Below are 23,634 nucleotides of genomic sequence, written 5' to 3' on the forward strand. Positions count from 1 at the left end.
AAAAATAGCTTTAAAATTTATGGGTATGGAATCAGTAAATGATTCATGTCTAAAGAGATTTTGAGAGCTTAAATGCATAAAAATTCACATAAAACTGCACTATTTTTAATTTTTTTCACTGGCAGTGTGTCGGTCAACGCAAGCGAGCCCCAGCAACAAAGCTCAAAAGGTGTGCTCAGTGGAAGCCTTGCTGTGCTCAGTCAGTATATTTATCGTGGGGGGATTGAAAATGATCAGCCTACCTTGCAAGCAGGGCTTGAATATGAACATGCATCTGGCCTATATGCTGGTTATTGGGCTTCAACACTGAATTATGATGCAGCAGATATCAGCAAAGATCACGGTGTTGAGCATGACTTTTATATGGGTTATGCAGGCACACTCAGTCCAGATGTAAGCTACCGCTCGCATATTGTGACTTATTTATATAATGATGGCGGCTCGGTCTATAGTGAGGATCGCACAGAACGCCGAAGTACAACTGGAGCGGAATTTGTAAATAGTCTGAGCTATAAAGACTTTGATGTAGGCGTCACGGTGGCTTTAGTGGATGTGAGCTATGCCAACGCGGGCGATACTTATTTAAGCCTTGCACATCATTATGCTCTTCCACAACACTTTCAATTCAATAGTTCAATTGGTGCATCGATTTATCGGCAGCATGATGATGCCATACTCACTACAGAGAAGAACTTTACTGTTAATGAAGTTCGCTTAGGCCTGAGTAGGCCCTTTGCAGAGACAGGGATCGAGATGTCTGCGGATTATATTTATGGTGTACATAACCGTATGGGCGAGGATTTAGAAGACTATCTAGTGCTGGGTTTAACTTACAACTTCTAAATTCTGTAGATATGAAAAGTGCATCCAGATCGGTTGGGGATGCACTTTTTTTATGCACTTAAAAACGTACCTTCCAAAGATGAGTCTCAAAATAGCGCATATTGTAAACAATTATGTTTGCTTGATGGGCTTGGCTTCAATTCACCGCGAAGATGTTTAACGATCAAGCTGAGGGTGAGCTCAATTTTTTATATTTTATAAAATTTTAACAAAAACAATAATTTATAATTATTTTGTAAAAGGCGTATCTGATGTTGAATTGAATGTGGCATAGCTATTGCTAATACCTACATGAGTTTATCGAAATAACCAAAAAACGTCGGATACGATGTGGGGGAATCAAACAATGAAATTTGCACTTAAAGCATTATCTTTAGCTGTGGTGGCTTCAGCTTCTACATTCACTTTCGCAGATGACGAGCCAGCATTACCGTTTGGTTTCTCTTTTAGCGGAAGTGCTGCTGTAACAACCGACTATCGTTTCCGTGGTTTAACTCAAACCCAAAATGATCCAGCGGTACAAGCGGGTTTTACTTTGGCACATGACTCAGGCTTGTATTTGGGTCTTTGGGGTTCAAATGTTGACTTTGGTGAAGGTTCACCGAGCTTAGAGCTCGATCCATCGATTGGGTTTGCAACAACATTAGAAAGCTTTGCCAGCAAGCCAGTGCTTGATGTGGGTATGGTGTACTACAACTATCCAAGTGCAGATGATCTGAACTGGTTAGAATTTTATGGCAAATTAACCTTTGCGAGTGTCTTTACTGAAGGAGACAGTCTACTGACCAATGTAAACTATACCAATGACTATGTTGCAGCAGATACAGACAGCTGGAACATCAATGCTGGTTATGCAATTCCATTTGGTTCAACGGGCTTTGGTGGTGTCGCGAATGTGGGTTATACCGTGGTCAGTGATGAAGATAAATATTCATTTGGTGATGATGACAATTATGTCGATTGGAAAGTGGGTGTGACCTATGCATTCCAGTCTATTCCTGGTGCAACAGCAGAATTGGCAGCAGTAGGAACCAATATTGATACTGATAATCTGGATCATGTGACAGCACGTGGTGTAGAAACAGGTGCCGTGTTTACCTTAACTAAAACTTTCTAAGTTTTCGCATCTTCAAAACCCCTCTAGTCCTAAGGACTAGAGGGGTTTTTTTATGTGGAATTTAGCGATTTTTAGGCATTTTGCTGTCGGTAGGAGAGAGCTTCAGTCAAATGTCCCGTTTGAATGTGCTCTGACTGGGCCAAATCCGCAATGGTTCTGGCCACTCTTAAAATCCGGTGATAACCCCGAGCAGACAAATTTAAACGCTGTTGTGCTTTTTCAAAGATTAAAGCCGCTTGTCCATCTAGCGGTGCGAATTGTTCGAGTTGTTTGGGTGATAAAGCCATATTGAGACAAGCTTGGCGCTGCATTTGCCATTGATAAGCTTGAATCACGCGCTCACGTACAGTTGCCGAGTCTTCTACGACTTGTGTGTCTTGTAATTCAGACGCATGCAAGGGTGGTACATCAATATGTAAATCAATTCGATCCAGCAAAGGCCCGGAAATACGGTTTTGGTAGCGTTTAATCGCCTCGGCTGAGCACTGACAACGGCTATCTTGATTAAACGCATAACCACAGGGACACGGATTCATTGCGGCAATTAGTTGGAAATTGGCTGGAAAGGTGATCTGCCGTGAAGCACGCGAAATCACAATCTCTTTGGCTTCAATCGGCTGTCTTAAAACCTCTAAAACCTTGCGGTCAAACTCTGGTAGTTCATCTAAAAACAGCACGCCTTTATGTGCCAAAGTAATTTCACCGGGTTTGGGTTGTGACCCGCTGTCATTTCCAAAGAACTATGCGACAATATGAGCTAGGGTCAATGACTTAGACTGCCTTTTACAAATAACTATGCGACAAATTTTATAAAGAACTATGCAACGGAACCCAGAATGAACAATCAATCATGCGACACCGTTAACATCGTACCAGCTCGAAGAAAAATTGGTAATACACGGATTAGTGTATCTGGTTTATACCCTTTTAAAAAAGATTCGGCAGTGGCCTTTGAATCAACACTGGAACGCGATTTTCTCATTCGATTAGAGGTTGACCCTAATGTTCTTGCTGTTGAATCTCAACCCTTTACGATTGAGTATTTTGATAATGGGCAGAAACGAGTTTACACCCCTGACTACCTGGTAACTTATAAGCATGATGATTTTCTTCCATTTATTGCACCTAAACTGGTTGAAGTAAAACCTACAGATGAATTGCAACTTAATTTACATCTATGGAAAGCTAGATATCGTGCTGCCATGAGGGTATGCAAAGAAGAGGGTTGGAAATTTCATATTGCACATGAGGGTCGTATTCGGGACCAGTTATGGTCGAATGCCATGTTTTTACAAAAGTACCGAAAGATGGAATTTCCCCCTGCTGATTCAAAGCACTTATTGGATTATGTGAGAGATCGAGAAGTAGTAACTTTTGAGACTCTATTAGCCAGACATTTTCTTGGCAAATGGGACCGAGCAAATGGAATTAGTCAAATCTGGTATTTAGTTGCTCATGGTTATCTGGTTTGCGATTTAAGTGCACCTTTACAGCCATCTACTGAACTCTGGGTAAGTGGGAGTTTGTCATGAATGATAGACGTGTGAATATCAAAATAGCTGCTGGGGAACCTGTTCAGATAAAAGGGATTCCTCATACGATTATTGAAGTCATTGACCTGAAATCAGTTTTTGTTGAAAACAATAATACAGGTAGGAAAAATATTGCGGCTATCAGTGAATTAAGGCCGTCAATAGCTGTGGAACAGCATGAAGATCTAGAGCTCATCGCTGATAAAGACTGGATTGAGGCTGAAAGACGTTTCAACATCATCCGTCCTTTCATTGAGGGAGGCGTGAGTGGTCGTAAGGAAGTAGAGTTACGAGCCCAAGAACATGATATTAATCCAGCCACTATCTATAGATGGTTAAAAATCTATAAGGCATATGGAACTATTGATGGATTGCGGCCCAGAAAAGAGGGATTGCCACAAGGCAAGAAGATAATTAATAAACATGCTGAAGCAATCATTGAAAAAGCCATCAAGGATTTATACCTAACTAATCAAAGAATAAGTGTTCAAAAAGTTGTACTTGAAGTGAAACGCTTATGTCATGAATACCATATCCTAGAGGTGCCTCATGCCAATACAGTAAGAAATCGTATTGCAGCGATTAGCCAGAGAGACTCTCTTCGTAAGAGGGGACATAAGGAAAAGGCCGATAACAAATTTACACCTGCCGCAGGGAAATTCCCTCATGCTGATTATCCACTTGCCGTCGTACAGATTGACCATACGCCTGTTGATCTTATTCTGGTTGATGATTTTAGCAGGTGTCCTATAGGACGACCTTTTCTTACGTTGGCAATTGATGTGCGTTCAAGGGTAGTTGTGGGATATTACTTATCATTAGATGCCCCCTCTGTTATGTCTATTGCAATGAGCGTTTCTCAAGCTGTACTGCCCAAAGAGAAATGGCTAGCTTCGCGCAAGATTCAAGCTGAATGGCCTGTCTGGGGAATTATGAACACCATTCATGTCGATAATGGACCTGAGTTTCACTCAGAAACTTTCAGAAATGCTTGTATGGCACATGATATTCGTCTGGAATACCGACCAGTTAAAAAACCACGTTTTGGCGGGCACATTGAACGTTTGATGGGAACATTTGCAACCGATATTCACGCAGTTCCAGGAACAACTTTTTCAAATATTTTTGAAAGAAAAGGCTATAACTCAGATGCGGAAGCAGTTTTCACATTCTCCGAATTTGAGGACTGGCTGATTGATTTTATCTGTAATGTTTACCACAAAAGGAAACACTCTGCTTTAGGTACTTCTCCACTACATGCTTTTGAGTTAGGTATCTTTGGTGATAAAAACACGTTAGGTTCTGGGGCTGCTAGATTGCCTGCAAATGATCATAATTTCTTTCTTGATTTTCTACCAAGTTTTGAAAGGACGATTCAAACAACAGGTGTAACAATTGATGGTCTTGCTTATTATGCTGATGTACTAAGAGGTTGGATTAATGCTGTAGACCCTGATAATCAAAAGGAAAAACGTAAATTTATCTTTAGGCGTGATCCAAGAAATATTAGTGAGATATGGTTCTTTGATCCCGAAATCAAAAATTATTTTAAGGTTCCTTTAGCGGATCAAAGTATTCCACCATTTAGTATTTGGGAACACAAAAAGATTCAGGAACTGAAAAAGGAAACTGGCGAATATCTAAAAGATCATGAACTTGGACAGGCTCTAGCTAAACTTCGGGAGCGTGTTCAGGAGGCAAGTACTAAAACTCGACGGGCTCGCAGATCACATCAGCGCAGTACCCAACATCAACAGAGTGTTAACCCTGCTTCAATTCAGGGCAAAAAACCTCAACAAGAGAGTACGATTTTGGAGCAACAGCTTGAAAACGTATATGGTTTATTGCCTCTCGATGAGCTGGAAAATGATGAGGATATTTCATGAGTAACTATTCACATGTTTTTCAAGAGTTTCGCCCTATTGTGGAACAGTCTAATGAGGACAGACTCTACTTCCTGGAAGAGGACCGATGGATTGGGTATCCAGCAGCCAATGACTTGTTAGACCAATTGAAAGGATTCCTGACACTTCCTAAGCGGAGCCGTATGCCCAACTTACTGGTATTGAGTAAGCCAAATAATGGTAAAACCTCAATTATTAACCAGTTCTTTAAGCTGTATGGGGAGGGTTATGTCAATGCAGAAAATAATGCAGTAAAACCTGTAATCATTGTACAGGCACCTGTTTCCCCTGATGAAAAAGCTCTGTATATGGCTATTCTTGATAAGTTCTGGGTTCCTTTTCGAGAAAGAGATCCCGTTGCGAAGCTACGTTACCAAGTGGTCCATTGCCTTAAACTTTATGAGGTAAAGCTCCTCATTATCGACGAAATGAATTCTCTATTATGTGGCAGTCCGATTAAGCAAAGAACAGTAATGAATGCGATTAAGTATTTGTGTAATGAAACACAGATACCCATTGTTGGGTTTGGTACAGAAGAAGCAATTAGTGTTCTGCGTACTGATCCACAGCATGTCAGCCGTTTTCGTGTGGTTAATTTGCCCTTATGGAAACTAGATAAAGACTTTCAAGCTATGGTAAATAAATTTGAGAAAGTTCTTCCCCTCAAACAGGCTTCAAAACTGGCTGAACCAGCAACAGTAAAATATCTGCATGATATTACAGATGGAAACTTAGGTAATCTGCGAACGATTTTACGGGACGCCGCAAAGAAAGCTGTTGTTTCTGGTCAGGAGTTTATCGACCGTAGCTTGCTAGAAAGTGTGAAATAAGCAATGTGGAGGACTAGGTATGATAAGTGCAACAGAAATCCATTCATGGTTTATTCCCACGGACTTAAAGCAAGATGAGGCATTATCTTCTTGGTTGATACGTGCCGCACTTGACAGTGGTTGTGACCCATTAAGTTTAACTGGAGTACTTTGGCCCAAATGGCGAATCTGGTCTGTAGATGTAGATCGTGGTTTAAGTGCAGAGCAAGTACAGGTATTGATCAATACGACAAAAATTGATGAAAGCCAATTTAATTCTGCTACGCTTCGCAATTTTTTAATTAAATATAATCTGGATAATCAAACTCTTGATGCATGGTACTTGGTATTAGGTACAAGAAACCGTAAGCATCGAGGTGGCTGGCAATATTGTCCTGAGTGTCTATCTGAGGATAATGTTGCCTATTTCCGTCTGCCTTGGCGTTTTGCCTGGCATACAGGTTGTATAAAACATAATCAGCATTTACATGATCAATGTCCTCATTGCCATAATGCTATTCAACCTAGACGTCTTGAAGCCCCTGATCAGGTTATGACTTGCTGTTCAATATGTAAAAAAAGTCTATTGGAGGTTAATAAAAGCCTTGTGGATTGTCATGCCTTGGCATTCCAAAAAATCTTTGATCAATTCCTGGAACAAGGCTGTGCAACCTATCAAGACAAGTTGATTTCAGTAACTGATTGGTTAACGGTGATTAAGTTATTTTCACAATTTATTAGAAAAGCTTTAGCTGGCTCAGTAAATGGAAAAGGATGGGCTTTTCTTGAACAACTCAGAATTCAGGTGCCCCATCCTGAGCTTATATCGAATGGATTGGCTGTTAACCAACTTCCAGTTACCGAGAGAGAACGGCTATTTTCCTGTATTTATCAATTACTCATTATTCCCCAGGAAAAGTTTATTGAAACAGCAAAATCTTTAAATATGAACAGGTCTTCATTTTGGGATAAGAGAAACCAGTTGCCAGCCATATTAAGGCCTGTTGAAGAACAATTAGGCTCGATTTATCGGAACTACCCTCCAAAGAGAGCATTGGTAGCTACCTTTAAACCTAAAAGTAAGGAGACTGTAATACGCAAGTTTTTAAGATTAAAAAGAAAACTAGGGTAACTTTTGGGGGGACAACACCATGCCTCAGTGTGATGAATGTGGTGATGCGGTTGAAAAGATACACCGACTTTATAAACAGCGTAACTATTGCCATAAGTGCTATGTACGAGTTTTTAAAAAACAGGATTGTCCGTCGTGTGGTAAAAGTTCCAGATTATATAAAGCTGATAACTTGGCCGTTTGCCAACAATGTGAAACCAATAGACCTTGCATTAGATGTCAGCGTATTGATTACCCTATAGGAAAAATAACGGAGCAAGGCCCTGTTTGTAATAGTTGTTCAGTTTATTTTAGAGAGTTTCAAGCTTGTGAACGGTGTGGTGTGACATCACAACGCTTATCTCGTATCAGCCGTTTTGGAGATAATTTAAGAGTTTGCCCAAAGTGTGCAACCCGTGATTACCAGACATGCCAAAGTTGTAGAAGATATAGGTTGATTGAACAGGATGTTGTGTCAGGCAAAATGCTTTGTAAGAAATGTTTGACCTGTCCACCACTTCAATGTCTAACTTGCCAGCAACAGATTCCTGCTGGATATGGGAAATACTGTGAATTATGTACATGGCGAAGAATATTGGGGAATAGGATTAAGGAACTGGTTAATACATTAGTAAATCCAAGCCTCAAAGGTTACTTTAAAGATTATATGAATTGGCTTGATCATGAGGTTGGACCGCATAAGGCTGCATTACTAATTCGTAAACATATTCATTTTTTTGAAAAGACCAGTGATCTTTGGGGAGATCAGATCCCAGACAATGACTCTTTATTACATAGACTAAGAACAAGTGGTTTACGCAAATATGAGCTGCCCATCCGGTGGTTGGTTGCAGTACATCACCTGCATATAGATACCCAATCTAAAGGCCACTGTTCTGAATTTGACCAACTGAGAAAACTGGCGAACTCATGTCCTGGTTCATCGCTTTCAGCCCAAATTCTTCAGAACTATTATCAGGTTTTAATAAATAAAATGGATTTAGGGAAAACGAGTATACGTTCTGCCCGTTTAGCCATGAAACCAGCATCTGCTTTAATGCTGTTGGTAAGTCAATCACGATTAGATTTACCAACAATGTGGCATGTAAAATATTACTTATTTAAGTCCCCTGGACAAGCTTGCGCTATTGTTGGCTTTCTTAATTTTTTAAACAAGAATTATGATACGAACCTTGATACGTCATGGGTACTAGATGAAAAAATAACAGAAAAAAGTAATATGAAGAAACTGGAAAAACAATTGTTGGCCATCATGAAAGCCCCAGAGGAAAATTTTAATGAACTAGAGTGGATAAAGTTAGGATTGATGTATTTTCATAATTTGGATAAATCCTTTTTTAATCAAATGGATAGTATTAATTATAGGGGGCTGAATGATGGCTTTGAAGTGAGGTTTGGTGATCAGCAATATTGGATACCTAAATTGCTTGTATAACTGGACCATATAACGCTAATGTAGCTACATAAAGTTAAAACTGAATTTTGGGCTTCCAGAGGGTATGTATGGGGCAATTAGGTCATGAATATTGTGTTCATAATGGATTCAATAGGTCTCATGCAGGGAAATATGTTTATTCACTTGCTACGTTTATATCTTGGATATTGATTTACTTTTTACTGAAGTTCTTGGGTGGATTGTCTCCTTATTGGAATGTCATCATTTCTAGTGCTATCACTGCTTTATTATTTCTTACTTTTTATTTTCTATTTGATAAATGGATATGGAAAACAGGTTTATTTTTCAAGATTCTGAAATATCCTGATATTTCGGGAGAATGGTCATGTAAAGGTATCTCTGATTACCAAGAAGAAAATTCTGAAATGATTAAGCACAATAGAGAGTGGATTGGAAAAGTAACAATTTTACAAAGTTGGGATAAAGTAAGAATCAGATTAGAAACAGAATTTTCCACATCTGACAGTATTTCTGCTGCAATTATTTATGACGAAATTGAAGAATACAAAGTTCTTTATAGTTATGAAAACAAACCAAAAGATTTAGATCATGAAGAGTTACGTATCCATCGAGGATTTGTAGAGCTGACACTTCATAAAGACAATAAAAGTGCCAGTGCTAAATATTATAATGTTACTGGTCGAAGAACCATGGGAACAATGTTATGGGAAAAATTAGATAACTAATGGATAAGAGCCAATGGTTTCGTCATATAGGTAACCCAAATCTTTACGTATTTCCGTAACGAGTTTATCTAAGGCAATGCTCATTGTTGTGAGAGAGGTTTCTTTCTGATAACTATCAAATATTTTTCTGGTCATATCAGGTGTATATAAGCTATTTCTATAGTTTGGGTTATGATACAGATAATCAAAAAATCTTTTTGTTTCAAGAACTATTGCTAAAGCATTTGTTCTACCTTTCTTTAAATTTTCTAGATTGGAATGATACATAATAGAGGCTAGATCAAAACTACTTAAGTAAATTACTTTGCCCTCTTCAACTAAATCGGCTTTTATTGTTTTACAAAGGCGGATAGATTTTTTCAATCCTCCATCAGCATAGTATTTACATTTGTAATCTATATAAAAAATATGCTTGAAAGGTAAGTTCATCAATGTAGTAGGAGTTTTATTATCTAGAATATTGACTCCTCTTAAATAAAGGTGCTTTTGTTGTTGGTACTCATATGTTTCTACCCAATGAGAGGGTACAACATCTACATCCCGAGGAAGTGATCCACCTGTTAAAGTTATAGATTTAGCACCAGTAGTATCAATTGTTACGGCAGGATATGCTTGTCTTAATTCATAAGTGCACGCGTTCCTGAGTTCTCTTAATATTTTTATATCATCATGACGTAAAGTACCTAAATAACCCTCTGTACGATAATGTGATTTGTTAAGTACAAGTAAATCAACATCACTTACACCTTTGATATGAATATTTAGGGGAACTGACCCTTGTAATCTGTATTCTGTGACAATGTTATGATTATTTAGTAGCCTAGGCTCTAATTGTTTTTCAATTCTTTTAGCAGTTTCAATACTGATTTCTGTGTAACGTTTACTAACTTCTTGCATTGCTCCTACTGCATAACGGATAGATGGTTTGTCTGATACAATCTGCCATTTTTCTATTGTACGTTTTAATTCATCAAACTCATTAAATGAAGTTACGCCTGCTGTTACACTATCAAAAGCATTGTATGTAAGGTCAGTACCTTTTCGTCTTTTCTCTAATCTGTTCAATCTTTTATAAAAATCAATTTCAGACATTGTGAAACTCAAAAAATAGTAGTTATGGTTAAAATAATTATACCTTAATAATTATTTTAAGGTTTTAATAAATAAGGTTTTATTGTCATAAATGCTCAAATTTAAGATGAGAAGTAAGATAATTTTTAAGTATAAAGTTTGAGAATGTTTGTAGTCTTTTGTAGTGCATCCAATAATCAAATAAATAATTGTGAAACCATGAAAACACATATCACATTTATATTTATATAAAAATATTATTTGTGATTGGAGGTGATTTTTTTAATTCTATTGATTATTGTGACTCACTACGGAGTTAATTGTATTTAAGTATTTGTTTTTAATTGTTTTATTTTTTAATTATTTTTATTTGATTAGGTGTTGACCTTACCATAATTGGAAAGAATAGAGTTACTACATCAAGGGTAATGATGTACCTGATAGGAAAGAATAACTTCCGAGCTTATTACCCATTATTTTTTCATAATTGTAGTAAGAGGATAACTCCATGAAACGCTTTGTTCCAATGTTAATGATCGGTGCGATTGTATTTAGTGCGGGGTGTTCCTCTTCTGACGCTCCAAAGGATAATTCAATGAGTGAGAATAAACATGAAAGCCATTCAATGCACCATGATATGAATGGTTCAGCTAAAACAGATAATCCATCTACAAATGCCTATATGGAAGTAAATACTCGTATGCACAGCGGAATGGGTATTGATTTCACGGGAAATGCAGATACTGACTTTATGTTGGGTATGATTCCTCACCATCAGGGTGCGGTTGATATGGCAAAAGTAGTTCTTCAATACGGCTCTGATCCAAAAGTGCGTCAGCTTGCTGAAGATGTTATCTCTGCCCAGGAGTCAGAAATCAAGATGATGAATGAATGGTTGGCAAAAAATAAAAATCATTCTGACAGCAAAAATGAAGATAGCCCATCAACTCAAGCATACATTAAGGTCAATGATGAAATGCACGCAGATATGATGGTTCCATTTACAGGAAATGCTGATGTTGATTTCATGAGAGGCATGATTCCCCATCATCAAGGTGCAATTGATATGGCTAAAGTAGTTCTTCAATACGGTTCTGATCCAGAAGTGCGTCAGCTTGCTGAAGATGTTATCTCTGCCCAGGAATCAGAAATCAAGATGATGAATGAATGGTTAAGTAAACATAAGTAGATACTTCTCTATTCGATGTTCTTTTAAATGAGGGGCTTTTTAAAGCCCCTTGTTTTATCTATAAATTTGATGAATTGAGGATTATGTTATATGCCAAAAATTATAGTTCTTCCGCATGAAAAGATTTGTCCACAGGGTGCGGAACTTGAAATTGAAAGTGGAAGTAATTTATGTCGAAGTTTATTGGATCATGGCATTCCCATAGAACATGCCTGCGATTTATCAGGTGCATGTACAACATGTCATGTTGTCGTGAAAAAAGGGTTTGATAGTCTGGAAGAAATGGATGATGTAGAGGCTGACTTACTGGATCGTGCTTGGGGGCTTACGGCTGAATCAAGACTATCTTGTCAGGTTAAAGTCCAAGATGAAAACTTGGAAGTAGAAATCCCCAAATACACGGTAAACTATATTTCAGATCATCATGAATAAGTGTTTCTAGTTTGTTTTTAAGACATTTACTTTTGAAACTTGATTAAGTATTCTTGGTACAGATAAAAGGTGAATCTGGTCAGTATGTCAAATAATAAGTTCATAAAACTTATTCTTGTATTTGTCCTGTTTTTGTTTTCAATAACAACTACGGGTGTTTATACATGGGCGCCTGTAATTGCTAAAAATTTAGACCATCACCATGATCTAAATATTTCTATTGTGTCTGGAGATATAAGTCACTGGACTCTAGTTCATCATGATAATCAAATTTCTCAGGAAGATACAAAAAATCATAATTGGAAAAGTTATGATCAATCTGCTTTACAACATTCAGTTAAGCCTATTACGATTCAAGAACATTTTGCTCTTGATCCTGTATTCTTCTTGAGCTTTGCCCTACCTCTTATACTACTTTTTCTTAGTTTTTTTGAAATACCTATTAGGTCTTTTGGATTTAGGAAAAGGCAATCTTTTATTAGTAACTCTTATACTTATACAAAAGCTTTAATCGTTTTACGTAATTGATTTTTCTATACAAAAAATAATTTTTCATTTTTTTTGTATAGGTAAAGTCATGTCTAAAATTTATCAGATATTTCTTACCTGTGGTTTGGTAGTCATGGCAGCACCTGCTTTTGCAGAGCAAGATTATGCCCGACTACAACAACAGGTATTAGCAAATGATGTAATTCTCAAGAGTTTGCAACAATCTCAGTCTGCGTATGATATCAATCAACAATATGCTGGGCGATTGAACAATCCAACTTTTAATATGGAGCTGGATAATTTAGGAAATTCCAAGCTTAAAGAACTTGATGGCCCTACTACCATGATTGGGCTTTCTCAAGATATTCCCTTAAATAATAAGTTACAGTTACGTAAACAACTGGCAGGATTTCAGGGCAACAATAATCAGTTTGAGATTGTAAAACGTCAGGCAGAACTTAAATCAGAATTAAGGACTTGTCTGTCAAACTGGTATGTTGCAACCCAGCGTGCTGAAATTTTTTCAACTGAAAGTAGTTTGTATAAGCGACAAGTCAATGTACTCACTGAAAAGTTAAAATTCGGTCGAGTGATTCCCTCTGATGTCCAGTTAAGTTCGGCATTGTCAGCAGAATCAGCTTTACGTCATCAAAATGAGTTAAAGAGGATTCAATATCAGAGAAACCTCTGCTCTAAGTATCTTCCTGATTTGCCAAATCAAGCCATTGAAGTGCCTCTAGATATTAACTTTTCCAATCGTGTCAGTTTATTGGAACAGGAAAGTGTCTTAAAAACACAGTTGGCAAAAACACAACTTGAATTGGCAAAAAGAGAGGCCGTACCTGATATTACATTGGGTGTTGGTGTCCGAAATTATCAGGAAACCAGTGACAAGGTATTTTTAGTTTCCACCTCAATTCCCCTCGCTGTCTTCAATCGTAATAAAGGCAATATTGCCATTGCTCAAGCTACCCAAGCCAATGCAGAAACCCAATCTGTCTGGGCAAATCGTAACGCTAAAATTGAATTGGAAAATAAATCGGTTGAGATTTCAAACCTGATTGATGCAATCAAGCAATATGACAGCACGGTATTACCCGCAGCCAATGAAAGTTTACGTATTGCTGAACTGGGCTATCAGGCAGGCAAGACTTCCCTATTGGAATTTAATAGTAATAAGCAAATTTGGTTGGATAAACAGTTAGCCCGTTATGACCTGTGGTTGGCTTTGCAAAATCAAATTGCAGAGATTGAGAAAAACTACGTCACCAATTTAGAACAGGAATAGGGGGAACACAAACATGAATAAAACCACCAATACTTTAATTGCAACAGGTGTTGTTGCATTACTGATTATCCTGTGTGCGATTGCTTGGTATAAGACAGGTAATAAACCAAAGGCGAATTCAGGTGAAACGGTAGAGGAAAGCGTTGCAGTTGCAGGTGATGAAAAAGGCCAACATGGTGGACGTTTATATCGAGATGGCGATTTCTCTACGGAAGTTAAGATTTTTGAGGAAGGTGTTGAACCTCATTTACGTGTATATGGCTATTTCAAGGATAAGCCCTTAAAGCCTCAAGAACTGACTGCAAATATTTTCATCAAGCGTCTTGATGCGGAACAAAATATTAGCTTTGTACCTGAAAGTGACTATCTGATTGGAAATGAAGTGATTTATGAACCACATTCATTTTTGATGATGATCAATGTGGAATATCAAGGTAAAAAGCATACATGGAGGTGGGACACCAAAGAGGGTCGTACCAATATTCCTGATGCCAGTCTAAAAAGTAGTGGACTCGAAGTATTAACTGTTCAGCCTATGATGTTTGAAAATAGCTTACAGCTTAAAGGTGAACTTAAATTTCCAGACAATTTTGAGAGTTTTATTACCCCTAAAGCAAGTGGCACACTGGTTAAAACCTATCGTACGATTGGTGATAAGGTCAGTAAGGGTGACTTATTGGCAACCGTACAAAGTCAGGATGTGATTCGTCTAAATGCTGAACGTACTATCGCTCAGGATACCTTGCAATTTACACGTAAAAAAATGGAGCAAGAACGGGCTTTATGGCAAAAACGTGTTTCCCCTGAAATTGACTATATTAATGCCAAACGTGAATTTGATAATGCTCAGGTCCGTGTCAATGAGTTAAATAACATGATTAGCTCATATGGTGGTTCTAGCAATGGAATGATTGAAGTACGTGCTGGCATGTCAGGTACAGTGTTGGAAATCCTCAGTGCCATTGGTACAAATGTTAATCCATCTACCCCGATGTTTAAAATTGCCAATACCTCACAGCTTTTGGCAGTGGTGAATATACCTGCTGATCAATTGAATGTGGTGAAAGCAAGCAATAAAGTCACCATCAAGTCACAGACAGCAGATTCAGAAGAAGCACTGGGGCGTATTAAATATATCAGTGATGTGATTGACCCTAAAACTCGTACCGCTCAAGCCTTTGTTGAAATTCCCAATCAGTTTAACTGGCGTTCAGGTCAGTTGATTTCAGCACAAATCTTTGAAAGTCAATCCATGAAACCGATGGTGGTGCGTGAAGATGCACTACAAACCTATCGTGACTGGGATGTAGTTTTTCTTCGTGTTGGTGATGACTTTGAGGTTCGTCCACTCGAATTGGGGGAAAAATTCAATGGCTTTGTTGAAGTCAAATCGGGTTTAAAAGTTGGACAAAAATATGCAGCAGGTAATTCTTATCTTATAAAAGCAGAGCTGGGTAAATCTGGCGCTTCTCATGACCATTAAAAGCAGGAGTAGCGAACATGTTTGACCAGATTGTAAAACTGTCAATCAAGAACCGTTGGTTGGTATTGATTGTATTTTTGTTTATCGGTGCATTTGGTGTCTATAACTATTTCAAACTGCCAATTGATGCAGTCCCTGATATTACCAATGTTCAGGTACAAATTAACAGCGAGGCTCAGGGACTCTCGCCACTGGAAATGGAAACTCAGGTGACCTTTCCAATTGAAACAGCCCTAGCAGGTATCCCCAATCTTAACTATACGCGTTCGGTATCAAGATATGGATTATCACAAGTCACTGTTATCTTTAAAGAAGGTACAGATATTTATTTTGCCCGCCAATTGGTGAATGAAAGGATTCAAGGTGTTGTACCAAGTCTGCCAAGTGGTATTTCCACTTCAATGGGACCTGTGTCTACAGGGCTTGGCGAAATCTTTATGTACACTGTTGAGAATGCACCCAATAATCCAAATCCAATGTCAGCTACGGATTTAAGGACATTGCAGGACTGGGTGATTAAGCCGCAACTGCGAAATGTTGAGGGCGTCAATGAAATCAATACCATTGGCGGCTATGTAAAACAATTTGTGGTACGCCCTAATTATGCTTATCTGCGGAGTATCGGCTTAGACCAACAGGTGATTGTTGAAGCCATTTCAAAAAATAGCATGAACAAAGGTTCTGGTTATATTGAAAAAAATGGTGAGCAATATCTTCTGCGTTCGGATTCACAAATTACATCCATCGAGCAAATCAGAAATATTCCAATTACCACAAGTAACGGCTATATCCTGCGTTTAAGTGATGTTGCAGAAGTGTCTATTGGAAACGAATTGCGTACAGGTGCAGCGACCAAGAATGGTCAGGAAATTGTACTGGGTACGGCATTCATGTTGATTGGCGAGAACTCCCGTAATGTTGCCCATGCTGTAGACCAAAAATTACAGGAAGTCCAAAAATCGCTACCCGAAGGTGTTGAAGCAAAAGCGGTTTATAACCGTACTACACTGGTTGATGCCACGATTGAAACAGTTAAAAAGAACCTGTTAGAGGGTGCAATCCTTGTGATTGTGGTTCTATTTATCTTTCTGGGGCATTTCCGTGCTGCACTGATTACTGCAATGGTCATTCCATTATCCATGTTGATGACCATTACAGGGATGGTCAATCAGAAAATCAGTGCCAACCTCATGAGTCTTGGTGCATTGGACTTCGGGATTATCGTTGATGGTGCTGTGGTGATTGTAGAAGCATCTCTGGCAAAACTTGCTTTAAAACAGAAAGAGTTAGGGAGAGTACTCACTCGACAGGAACGATTTGCCACAGTATTTGATGCCACCAAAGAATCCAGAAAAGCCATTCTTTATGGTCAGCTCATTATTATTCTGGTTTATCTACCTGTGATGACACTGACAGGTGTTGAAGGAAAAATGTTCACGCCAATGGCAGCAACAGTGGTGATGGCATTACTTGCAGCAATGATTCTCTCGATTACTTTTGTTCCTGCCATGATTGCATTGGTGACTACAGGCAAAGTAAAAGATGAAGAATCTAAAATCATTCATGGCATTAAGAAGTTTTATAACCCTGTTCTGAACTGGTCACTTAATCATCGAATGGTACTGGTTGCTTTTGTCGCAGGTTTCTTGGTCTTTAGTGCCAGCTTATCTAGTCGTCTTGGTTCAGAGTTTATTCCATCACTGGATGAGGGGGATGTGGCATTACACGCATTGCGTATTCCTGGCACGTCTTTAACTCAGGCAATCGAAATGCAATATGCACTTGAACGAGAGATTAAAAAGATTCCAGAGGTCAAAACCATTCTTGCCAAAATTGGTACGGCAGAGATAGCAACTGACCCTGTACCGCCAAACGTGGCAGATAACTATGTCATGTTAAAACCCCGTAGTGAATGGCCAAATCCAAATAAGGAAAAAGCTGATGTCGTGGCAGAAATTGAACGAGTTTCAAAAGGCGTTTATGGCAATAACTACGAGTTCACTCAGCCAATTCAAATGCGTTTTAATGAGTTAATTTCTGGTGTTCGTACAGATGTCGCTGTAAAAATCTCAGGCGATGATTTGGAACAACTGTTGGAGCTGGGCAATGAAGTTGCAGATATTCTTGAAACAGTCAATGGAACTGCCGACTTAAAAGTTGAGCAAATGTCTGGTTTGCCAATGGTTTCGATTGAACTTAAAAGGGACATGATTGCTAATTATGGTTTAGATGCGGAGGATGTTCAAAATAAAGTGTCTAGTTTGATCACTGGACAAACCGCAGGCAAAGTATTTGAAGGCGATAGAAAATTCGACATTGTCGTCAGAATGGAGGAAAGTTCGGTGAGCAATCTGGAAAAACTCTATCAAATTCCAATGCGGTTGCCAGATGGTTCAAATGTACTGTTGTCTGATTTGATTGAGCTAAAAACCATTCAAGGGCCAAACCAGATTTCTCGTGAAAATGGTAAACGCCGAATTGTTATCACTGCGAATGTGCGTGGAACAGATATAGGTAGTTATATTGCTGAAGCTCAAGCGAAAGTCGATTCCCAATTCAAATTACCAGAAGGTTACTGGATGTCTTGGGGAGGTACATTTGAACAGATGCAATCTGCTACCAATCGTTTGATGGTGGTTGTACCTGTAGCATTGTTATTAATCTTTAGCATGATTTACATGGCATTAGGGAATATTCGTAATAGTTTATTGGTCTTTACTGGTGTGCCATTTGCATTAACTGGTGGTGTCATCGCTTTAGCATTAAGGGATATTCCACTTTCAATCTCTGCTGCTGTGGGCTTTATTGCCCTCTCAGGTGTGGCGGTATTAAATGGATTGGTCTTAGTCACCGCAATTCAACGCTTGCAAGCTCAAGGTCAAAGTTTGGTTGATGCGGTAAAGCATGGTGCTTTAGAAAGATTAAGACCTGTATTAATTACGGCTCTGGTTGCTTCTCTGGGATTTATTCCAATGGCGTTAAATGTCGGCATTGGTTCAGAGGTTCAACGCCCAATCGCAACTGTAGTTATTGGCGGGATTATTTCTTCCACATTACTTACATTGATTATTCTGCCTACCTTGTATGTCTGGTTCAATCAAAGAGCCAAGCGTAAAGCAGAAGTAGAAAATTTCTCTGAGCAACAGGTTTAGGGAAGAAATGAAATGATAGGCATGGTGCAAGATAAAAAGTTTAAAGGAACAATGATGTGGCTTGTCTGCATCCTTAGTCTTGCATTGTGCCTGCATTCTAATACACATGTAACTGAAATCAGTTCATTTCAGAACGCACCTTATGCAGAAACACATCCACATGAAGTGAATCAACCGCATATACATAGCCACCAAGATACTTATCATGAACATTTTGTTGGTTATGATGTTGGTCAAAATATTAGTTTTATTGTACTGATTTTCAATTCTCAAATTATTGACAGAATCAAACACTATACCCTTTTAGTGATGAGTCGCATTTTTAAACCGCCAAAAAATGAATGAATTATCAATTCATCATTTAATTTTTTGGAGTTTAATTTATATGACAAGTTCTTTCTTGCAGTGGGTGAAATCAAGAAGCCGCTTAAAACTGATAGTAGTATTAAGCCTATTCTTGTTTAGCCCAATGTTATTTGCGCATGGTGTTTCGGAAGGTGACAAAGGTTACATTCAGGAAATCTACGGTGTCCATATCATCCCATTTATCTATTTGGGAGCGAAACATATGCTCACGGGATACGACCACCTATTGTTTCTCGTTGGCATTATTTTCTTCCTATATCGAATAAAAGATATAGGCTTATATGTCAGCCTTTTTGCCATTGGTCACTCAATCACCATGCTGATTGGTGTGTACTACAACATCTCAATGAATGCCTACATTATTGATGCAATCATTGGTTTCTCTATTGTTTATAAAGCCTTAGATAATTTGGGTGCTTATCAAAGATGGTTTGGGTATCAACCCAATACCAAAATTGCAACCTTAATTTTTGGTCTGATACATGGTTTTGGTTTAGCCGTCAAAATTCAGGAATATGAAGTCCCTAAAGATGGCCTATTGGCAAATTTAATTTCATTTAATGTCGGTGTTGAACTCGGTCAGCTCATGGCACTGTGCATCATTTTGCTATTTATGACCATGTGGCGAAAAACCCCTTACTTCTTTAAAACAGCTTATCAAAGTAATGTCTTTTTGATGTTTCTTGGTTTTTTATTGGTCGGCTATCAGCTTACTGGCTTTATCACACAATAAGGATTGAATTATGTACAACACTGAAATTCCAAAAAATATTCAACTTCCATCTTCCAAAAAGTTGATTAAATCAACAGTAATTGCAGCCATAAGTGCGGTAGTTGTATTAGTGACATGTGTGATGCCCGCTGAATATGGTATCGACCCAACAGGTATAGGAAAAGCCATTGGTTTGGTTGAGATGGGAGAAATTAAACAGTCTTTAGCCAAAGAAGCTGAACAGGGATTGGGCGAAAACACTGGCGGTTTTGCAGAAGAGTTTGATATTTCTGGACAAGATACTAGTGTTTCAGAGGCAACCCAAGCTCTAGGACAAACAGAAGCAAATACAAAGGTTTCAAATGAAAGTGAACCAGCCAAAATGATACCTGCTGTGACCAAAGAATCTATTTCGATTGACCTCAAGGCTGGTCAGGCAACAGAAGTGAAACTGGCAATGCCTAAAGGTGCAAGTGTTAATTTCGACTGGAAAACATCAGGTGGTGGTTTGAATTTTGATACACATGGAGACCCAGTGAATGCCCCGAAAGATTTTTATCATGGTTATGGCAAAGGTCGAAATGAAACTCAGCAATCAGGGACTTTAACGGCTGCATTTGACGGTAAACATGGTTGGTTCTGGCGAAACCGTAACAAAGAATCTGTCACAGTAACTTTAACAGTTGAAGGACAGTTTAGTGAAATAAAACGGATTTTTTAATCTATTTAAGGACATTTAAGGGCAATGCTCTTAAGTGTCCTATGGATAAAGCAGGTGAACTAGGAGAGCCGATAAAATGTTTACAGTATTAAAAAACACAACATATAGACATCTATTTCTTGCACAAGTGATTGCATTAATTGGTACTGGCTTAATTACGATTGCATTGGCTTTACTTGCGTATGATATGGCTGGCGAAAAAGCGGCACAGGTTCTCGGTATTGCACTGGCAATTAAAATGATTGCTTATATTGCCGTCGCACCTGTTGCCTCAGCTTTTGCAGAACGTTTACCCCGAAAAAAGGTTTTGGTTGGATTAGATATTATTCGGGCATTAACAGCACTTTGCTTACCATTTGTAACCCAAATCTGGCAGATTTACCTGTTAATTTTTATTTTACAATCCGCATCAGCAGCATTTACCCCTACATTTCAGGCAACGATTCCAGATGTATTGCCTGATGAAAAAGATTATACCAACGCCTTATCATTGTCCCGTCTAGCTTATGATTTAGAAAATATAATTAGCCCGATGTTAGCAGGGCTGTTATTGACAGTTATTAGTTATAACAATTTATTCTTAGGTACAGTCATTGGCTTCATTGGTTCAGCATTATTTGTTGTCAGTGCAAAACTACCTGTAGCAAAAATTCCTGAATTTAAAGGTATATATAGTCGAATCAAACAGGGGGCAAAAATATATTTTAATACTCCACGATTGAAAGCCTTACTTGCATTAAATCTAGCCATTGCTTCGGCAAGTGCTGTAGTTATTGTCAATACAGTGGTACTGGTTCAATCAACCTTTAAACTGACAGAACATGCAACAACTTGGGCGTTTGGTCTATTTGGTCTTGGTTCTATGCTTTCAGCATTTATATTGCCTAAAGTTCTTGATAAATTTAATGATAGAACCGTGATGTTAACAGGTACAACCATACTGACCATTGGCTTGTTCTCTGGCTATTTTATTCATTCCTATGCTTGGTTATTGGCATTGTGGTTTATTTTAGGTGTGGGCTATTCAGTGGCTCAAACACCAACAGGGCGATTAATTCGTAAATCAGCATCCAGTGAAAATAGAACAGCTTTATTTGCAGCACAATTTGCGTTTTCTCATGCGTGCTGGTTGATTACTTATCCATTAGTTGGGTGGTTGAGTACCAATGTGGGAACATTACAGACTTTTATACCTATGGCAGTAATTGCCGTTATTTCACTCATACTTGCGATGCGTGTATGGTCAGCTCAGGACGAAATGTATTTGGCTCATAATCATGATGATTTACCACCAGAACATGAGCATTTGCAACAACATCTGGTCAATGGAATCCATATTCATGAATATGTAATTGATGATTACCACCAGAAATGGCCAAAATAACTACTTTTTACTTAATTAAATTTTAGTAAGACTTGACCTTACAATTATGGCAAGGTTTATATTAAATAAATCTTGAATAATAGTGGAGATAAATATGGAATTTCATGTTGAAGGTATGACCTGTGGCGGTTGTGCCCGTGGTGTCACCAGAGCAATTCAAGCAGTTGATGCTAATGCAAAGGTAATTACTGATCCTCCAAATCGCAGTGTGAAAGTTGAAACAACTGCAACTCAGCAACAAGTGGTTGAGGCTTTAACAGAGGCTGGTTTTCCTCCTCGCTAAGAGTGAACAAAATAATAAAGCGACTCAAAGTAGTCGCTTTTTATTTCCAATAAAAAGCTAAAACTTAAGTATTTTTGGGAAGTTGAATTAACACCACCCCTCCAAGAATCAAAACTAATGCCAATAATTCAATTACTCCTATACTTTCTCCAATCATAGCGCCAATGATAACAGCCACAATTGGGGCAATATATGTAGCCCCAGCAGCTTTTACTGGTCCAAGCTTTTGAATGATGTAGTAATAAATGAAGAAAGCACCTCCCGTTCCCAACATCCCTAGGCCAATAATCACCCCCCATAGTGTATGGATGTCCGATGTAATCGCAGTAATATGGTCAAAGTCTGTTAGAAGCAACAATGTAAGTGTTGCGATGCCTGACTGCCATGTTGCTAATGCCACTGGAGGTAAGTTTAAGGGAGAAAGAAAATATCGGGCATAAACAAAAGAACATCCAACACTGAGTGTTCCAACAATCATCCATACGATACCCATCAAAGGGATCTCCTGTGTGCTTTCCCATGGTCTGGCACTTAAGATGATGCCTAGGAATCCTAGTATAATTCCAAGGGTCATCCGCTTTGTAGGTTGTTCCTCACGAAGAAATATGATGGAAGCCAAGAACGTAAAAATGGGAATAGAGCCACTAAGCAGTCCAGCGATACTGGTGGGAAGAAGAGCTGTTCCAGCGACAAACCCATAATAATAGAGTGTCGTTGCCAATACTGACATCACGGTGAAATGAGGGAGATAACGTAATTGCTGGCGATTGATTGCCCTTGTATAAATAGCAATCACTAAAAGAGGAAGAAATCCAAATAGGACTCGCAGGAATACGGTTTGTGAGGGGGAAATAAGGATAGTGGCCCATTTCATATAGATAAAATTTGTTCCCCAAATGATTCCAAGTAGAACTAGTGCGACATAAGCGCGAAGCATCTTATCTGTATCCTATTGAGTCAGTTTAGGGGTTAATCCAATGGCTATTCATCAAATTTCCATCGTTGTCATAAGTGAAATATGCACGCTGGTTGTTTTGGTGCTGCAATTGAAACCAGTCTAAAATCTCAATCTGGACAGAAATAACACCAAAACATGAATATCCATCTTGTCTTTCATCACTGTCTGTTTCTAGAAGTGAGTGGCAACCAGTGGTAAAAGCACACTCATCTCCTGGTGGTCCACCCGTATAGGTTCTCTGTGTCCATATACTCAATGATTGCCATGCCTGTTGAGCAACTTCAGTACCAGAAGCATGAAGTGTGGCAATACCTTTTAGGCGAAGCTGCAAACGCGTCTTTGAGCAAAACCCCAGAATGGTCGTAGATGGGTTTGCCAAGAGTTCATTCCATTTTGGACTGCGAATATCGGTATGGATCTCAAGAATACGTTTTAATTGATTTACATGTCTTAGCACGACCATTCTGGCCTGTGGCGTATCCTCTTTATCTACCGAGCATAGATTGATATAGCGGAAACCTGATTCAGGGGTGATAGTTGCCAATTCAAGTTCTTTCCAGGCCAAAGTATTAATTTGAATAAGATCATTTGCCATAACAGACACCTCAGTCAGGATAATTTTCCAGT

22 protein-coding genes and 1 pseudogene are annotated in these 23,634 nt (G+C 38.6%); 19 read left to right on the plus strand and 4 right to left on the minus strand.

The window, feature by feature from the left end:
* Nucleotides 1-72: 72 nt before the first annotated feature.
* Nucleotides 73-843 carry a TorF family putative porin gene (locus tag MN200_RS01035; protein ID WP_058868714.1) on the plus strand — a complete coding sequence of 257 codons (771 nt, stop codon included), beginning with the start codon at nt 73-75 and terminating at the stop codon, nt 841-843.
* Between the two features lie 346 nt (nt 844-1,189).
* Nucleotides 1,190-1,960, plus strand: coding sequence for a TorF family putative porin (locus tag MN200_RS01040; protein ID WP_058868716.1), 771 nt, complete (start codon nt 1,190-1,192; stop codon nt 1,958-1,960).
* Between the two features lie 71 nt (nt 1,961-2,031).
* Here MN200_RS01040 and MN200_RS01045 read toward each other — a convergent pair.
* Nucleotides 2,032-2,682: pseudogene (locus MN200_RS01045) on the minus strand (ATP-binding protein); the annotation flags it as partial.
* Nucleotides 2,683-2,796: 114 nt separating this feature from the next.
* Between MN200_RS01045 and MN200_RS01050 the strand changes: the two are divergent.
* The 6 genes from MN200_RS01050 to MN200_RS01075 all read left to right on the plus strand — a co-directional run bounded on the left by MN200_RS01050 (nt 2,797) and on the right by MN200_RS01075 (nt 9,479).
* Entirely contained in the window at nt 2,797-3,492 is a 696-nt protein-coding gene (locus MN200_RS01050) for a heteromeric transposase endonuclease subunit TnsA (protein WP_032047828.1), read from the plus strand.
* Nucleotides 3,489-5,378: a Mu transposase C-terminal domain-containing protein gene (locus tag MN200_RS01055; RefSeq protein WP_032047827.1), complete on the plus strand. Its 1,890-nt coding sequence runs from the start codon at nt 3,489-3,491 to the stop codon at nt 5,376-5,378. Before MN200_RS01050 ends, MN200_RS01055 begins: the two co-directional genes overlap by 4 nt.
* Entirely contained in the window at nt 5,375-6,226 is an 852-nt protein-coding gene (locus tag MN200_RS01060) for a TniB family NTP-binding protein (RefSeq protein ID WP_000073961.1), read from the plus strand. Before MN200_RS01055 ends, MN200_RS01060 begins: the two co-directional genes overlap by 4 nt.
* Nucleotides 6,227-6,245: 19 nt before the next feature.
* On the plus strand, nt 6,246-7,337 hold the full coding sequence (locus tag MN200_RS01065) for a TniQ family protein (protein WP_000622362.1): 1,092 nt from the start codon (nt 6,246-6,248) through the stop codon (nt 7,335-7,337).
* Nucleotides 7,338-7,356: 19 nt separating this feature from the next.
* On the plus strand, nt 7,357-8,772 hold the full coding sequence (locus MN200_RS01070; RefSeq protein ID WP_004777765.1) for a hypothetical protein: 1,416 nt from the start codon (nt 7,357-7,359) through the stop codon (nt 8,770-8,772).
* Nucleotides 8,773-8,840: 68 nt separating this feature from the next.
* On the plus strand, nt 8,841-9,479 hold the full coding sequence (locus tag MN200_RS01075) for a hypothetical protein (protein ID WP_000530048.1): 639 nt from the start codon (nt 8,841-8,843) through the stop codon (nt 9,477-9,479).
* Here MN200_RS01075 and MN200_RS01080 read toward each other — a convergent pair.
* Nucleotides 9,468-10,571, minus strand: coding sequence for a hypothetical protein (locus MN200_RS01080; protein ID WP_001289337.1), 1,104 nt, complete (start codon nt 10,569-10,571; stop codon nt 9,468-9,470). The genes MN200_RS01075 and MN200_RS01080 overlap by 12 nt on opposite strands.
* Before the next feature lie 487 nt (nt 10,572-11,058).
* Between MN200_RS01080 and MN200_RS01085 the strand changes: the two genes are divergently transcribed.
* The 11 genes from MN200_RS01085 to MN200_RS01135 all read left to right on the plus strand — a co-directional run bounded on the left by MN200_RS01085 (nt 11,059) and on the right by MN200_RS01135 (nt 22,049).
* The gene (locus MN200_RS01085; protein ID WP_023188004.1) at nt 11,059-11,739 is read left to right on the plus strand and encodes a DUF305 domain-containing protein; all 681 of its coding nucleotides are present in this window, start codon (nt 11,059-11,061) and stop codon (nt 11,737-11,739) included.
* Between the two features lie 90 nt (nt 11,740-11,829).
* A complete protein-coding gene (gene fdx, locus MN200_RS01090; protein WP_023188003.1) occupies nt 11,830-12,171 on the plus strand; it encodes an ISC system 2Fe-2S type ferredoxin in 342 nt (113 codons plus the stop codon).
* 84 nt (nt 12,172-12,255) lie between these two features.
* Nucleotides 12,256-12,699 carry a hypothetical protein gene (locus tag MN200_RS01095; RefSeq protein ID WP_023188002.1) on the plus strand — a complete coding sequence of 148 codons (444 nt, stop codon included), beginning with the start codon at nt 12,256-12,258 and terminating at the stop codon, nt 12,697-12,699.
* A gap of 49 nt (nt 12,700-12,748) precedes the next feature.
* Nucleotides 12,749-13,948, plus strand: a complete 1,200-nt coding sequence (locus MN200_RS01100; RefSeq protein ID WP_023270954.1) for a TolC family protein — start codon at nt 12,749-12,751, stop codon at nt 13,946-13,948.
* A gap of 13 nt (nt 13,949-13,961) precedes the next feature.
* On the plus strand, nt 13,962-15,431 hold the full coding sequence (locus tag MN200_RS01105) for an efflux RND transporter periplasmic adaptor subunit (protein WP_242759928.1): 1,470 nt from the start codon (nt 13,962-13,964) through the stop codon (nt 15,429-15,431).
* A gap of 17 nt (nt 15,432-15,448) precedes the next feature.
* A complete protein-coding gene (locus MN200_RS01110; protein ID WP_242759929.1) occupies nt 15,449-18,583 on the plus strand; it encodes a CusA/CzcA family heavy metal efflux RND transporter in 3,135 nt (1,044 codons plus the stop codon).
* A gap of 12 nt (nt 18,584-18,595) precedes the next feature.
* Entirely contained in the window at nt 18,596-18,928 is a 333-nt protein-coding gene (locus tag MN200_RS01115) for a hypothetical protein (RefSeq protein WP_023187998.1), read from the plus strand.
* Between the two features lie 40 nt (nt 18,929-18,968).
* Nucleotides 18,969-19,682 carry a HupE/UreJ family protein gene (locus MN200_RS01120; protein ID WP_023270952.1) on the plus strand — a complete coding sequence of 238 codons (714 nt, stop codon included), beginning with the start codon at nt 18,969-18,971 and terminating at the stop codon, nt 19,680-19,682.
* A 10-nt stretch (nt 19,683-19,692) separates the two neighbouring features.
* Nucleotides 19,693-20,382: a hypothetical protein gene (locus tag MN200_RS01125; protein WP_023187996.1), complete on the plus strand. Its 690-nt coding sequence runs from the start codon at nt 19,693-19,695 to the stop codon at nt 20,380-20,382.
* A gap of 76 nt (nt 20,383-20,458) precedes the next feature.
* Nucleotides 20,459-21,766, plus strand: a complete 1,308-nt coding sequence (locus MN200_RS01130) for an MFS transporter (protein ID WP_023187995.1) — start codon at nt 20,459-20,461, stop codon at nt 21,764-21,766.
* 94 nt (nt 21,767-21,860) lie between these two features.
* Nucleotides 21,861-22,049: a heavy-metal-associated domain-containing protein gene (locus MN200_RS01135; RefSeq protein ID WP_023187994.1), complete on the plus strand. Its 189-nt coding sequence runs from the start codon at nt 21,861-21,863 to the stop codon at nt 22,047-22,049.
* Between the two features lie 64 nt (nt 22,050-22,113).
* On the opposite strand, the gene MN200_RS01140 is transcribed toward MN200_RS01135, so the two are convergent.
* On the minus strand, nt 22,114-22,986 hold the full coding sequence (locus MN200_RS01140) for a DMT family transporter (protein WP_023187993.1): 873 nt from the start codon (nt 22,984-22,986) through the stop codon (nt 22,114-22,116).
* Between the two features lie 25 nt (nt 22,987-23,011).
* Nucleotides 23,012-23,602, minus strand: a complete 591-nt coding sequence (locus MN200_RS01145) for a pyridoxamine 5'-phosphate oxidase family protein (protein ID WP_023187992.1) — start codon at nt 23,600-23,602, stop codon at nt 23,012-23,014.
* Between the last annotated feature and the right edge of the window lie 32 nt (nt 23,603-23,634).

The sequence above is a fragment of the Acinetobacter sp. LUNF3 genome (assembly GCF_022699605.1).
GTDB lineage: Bacteria > Pseudomonadota > Gammaproteobacteria > Pseudomonadales > Moraxellaceae > Acinetobacter > Acinetobacter johnsonii.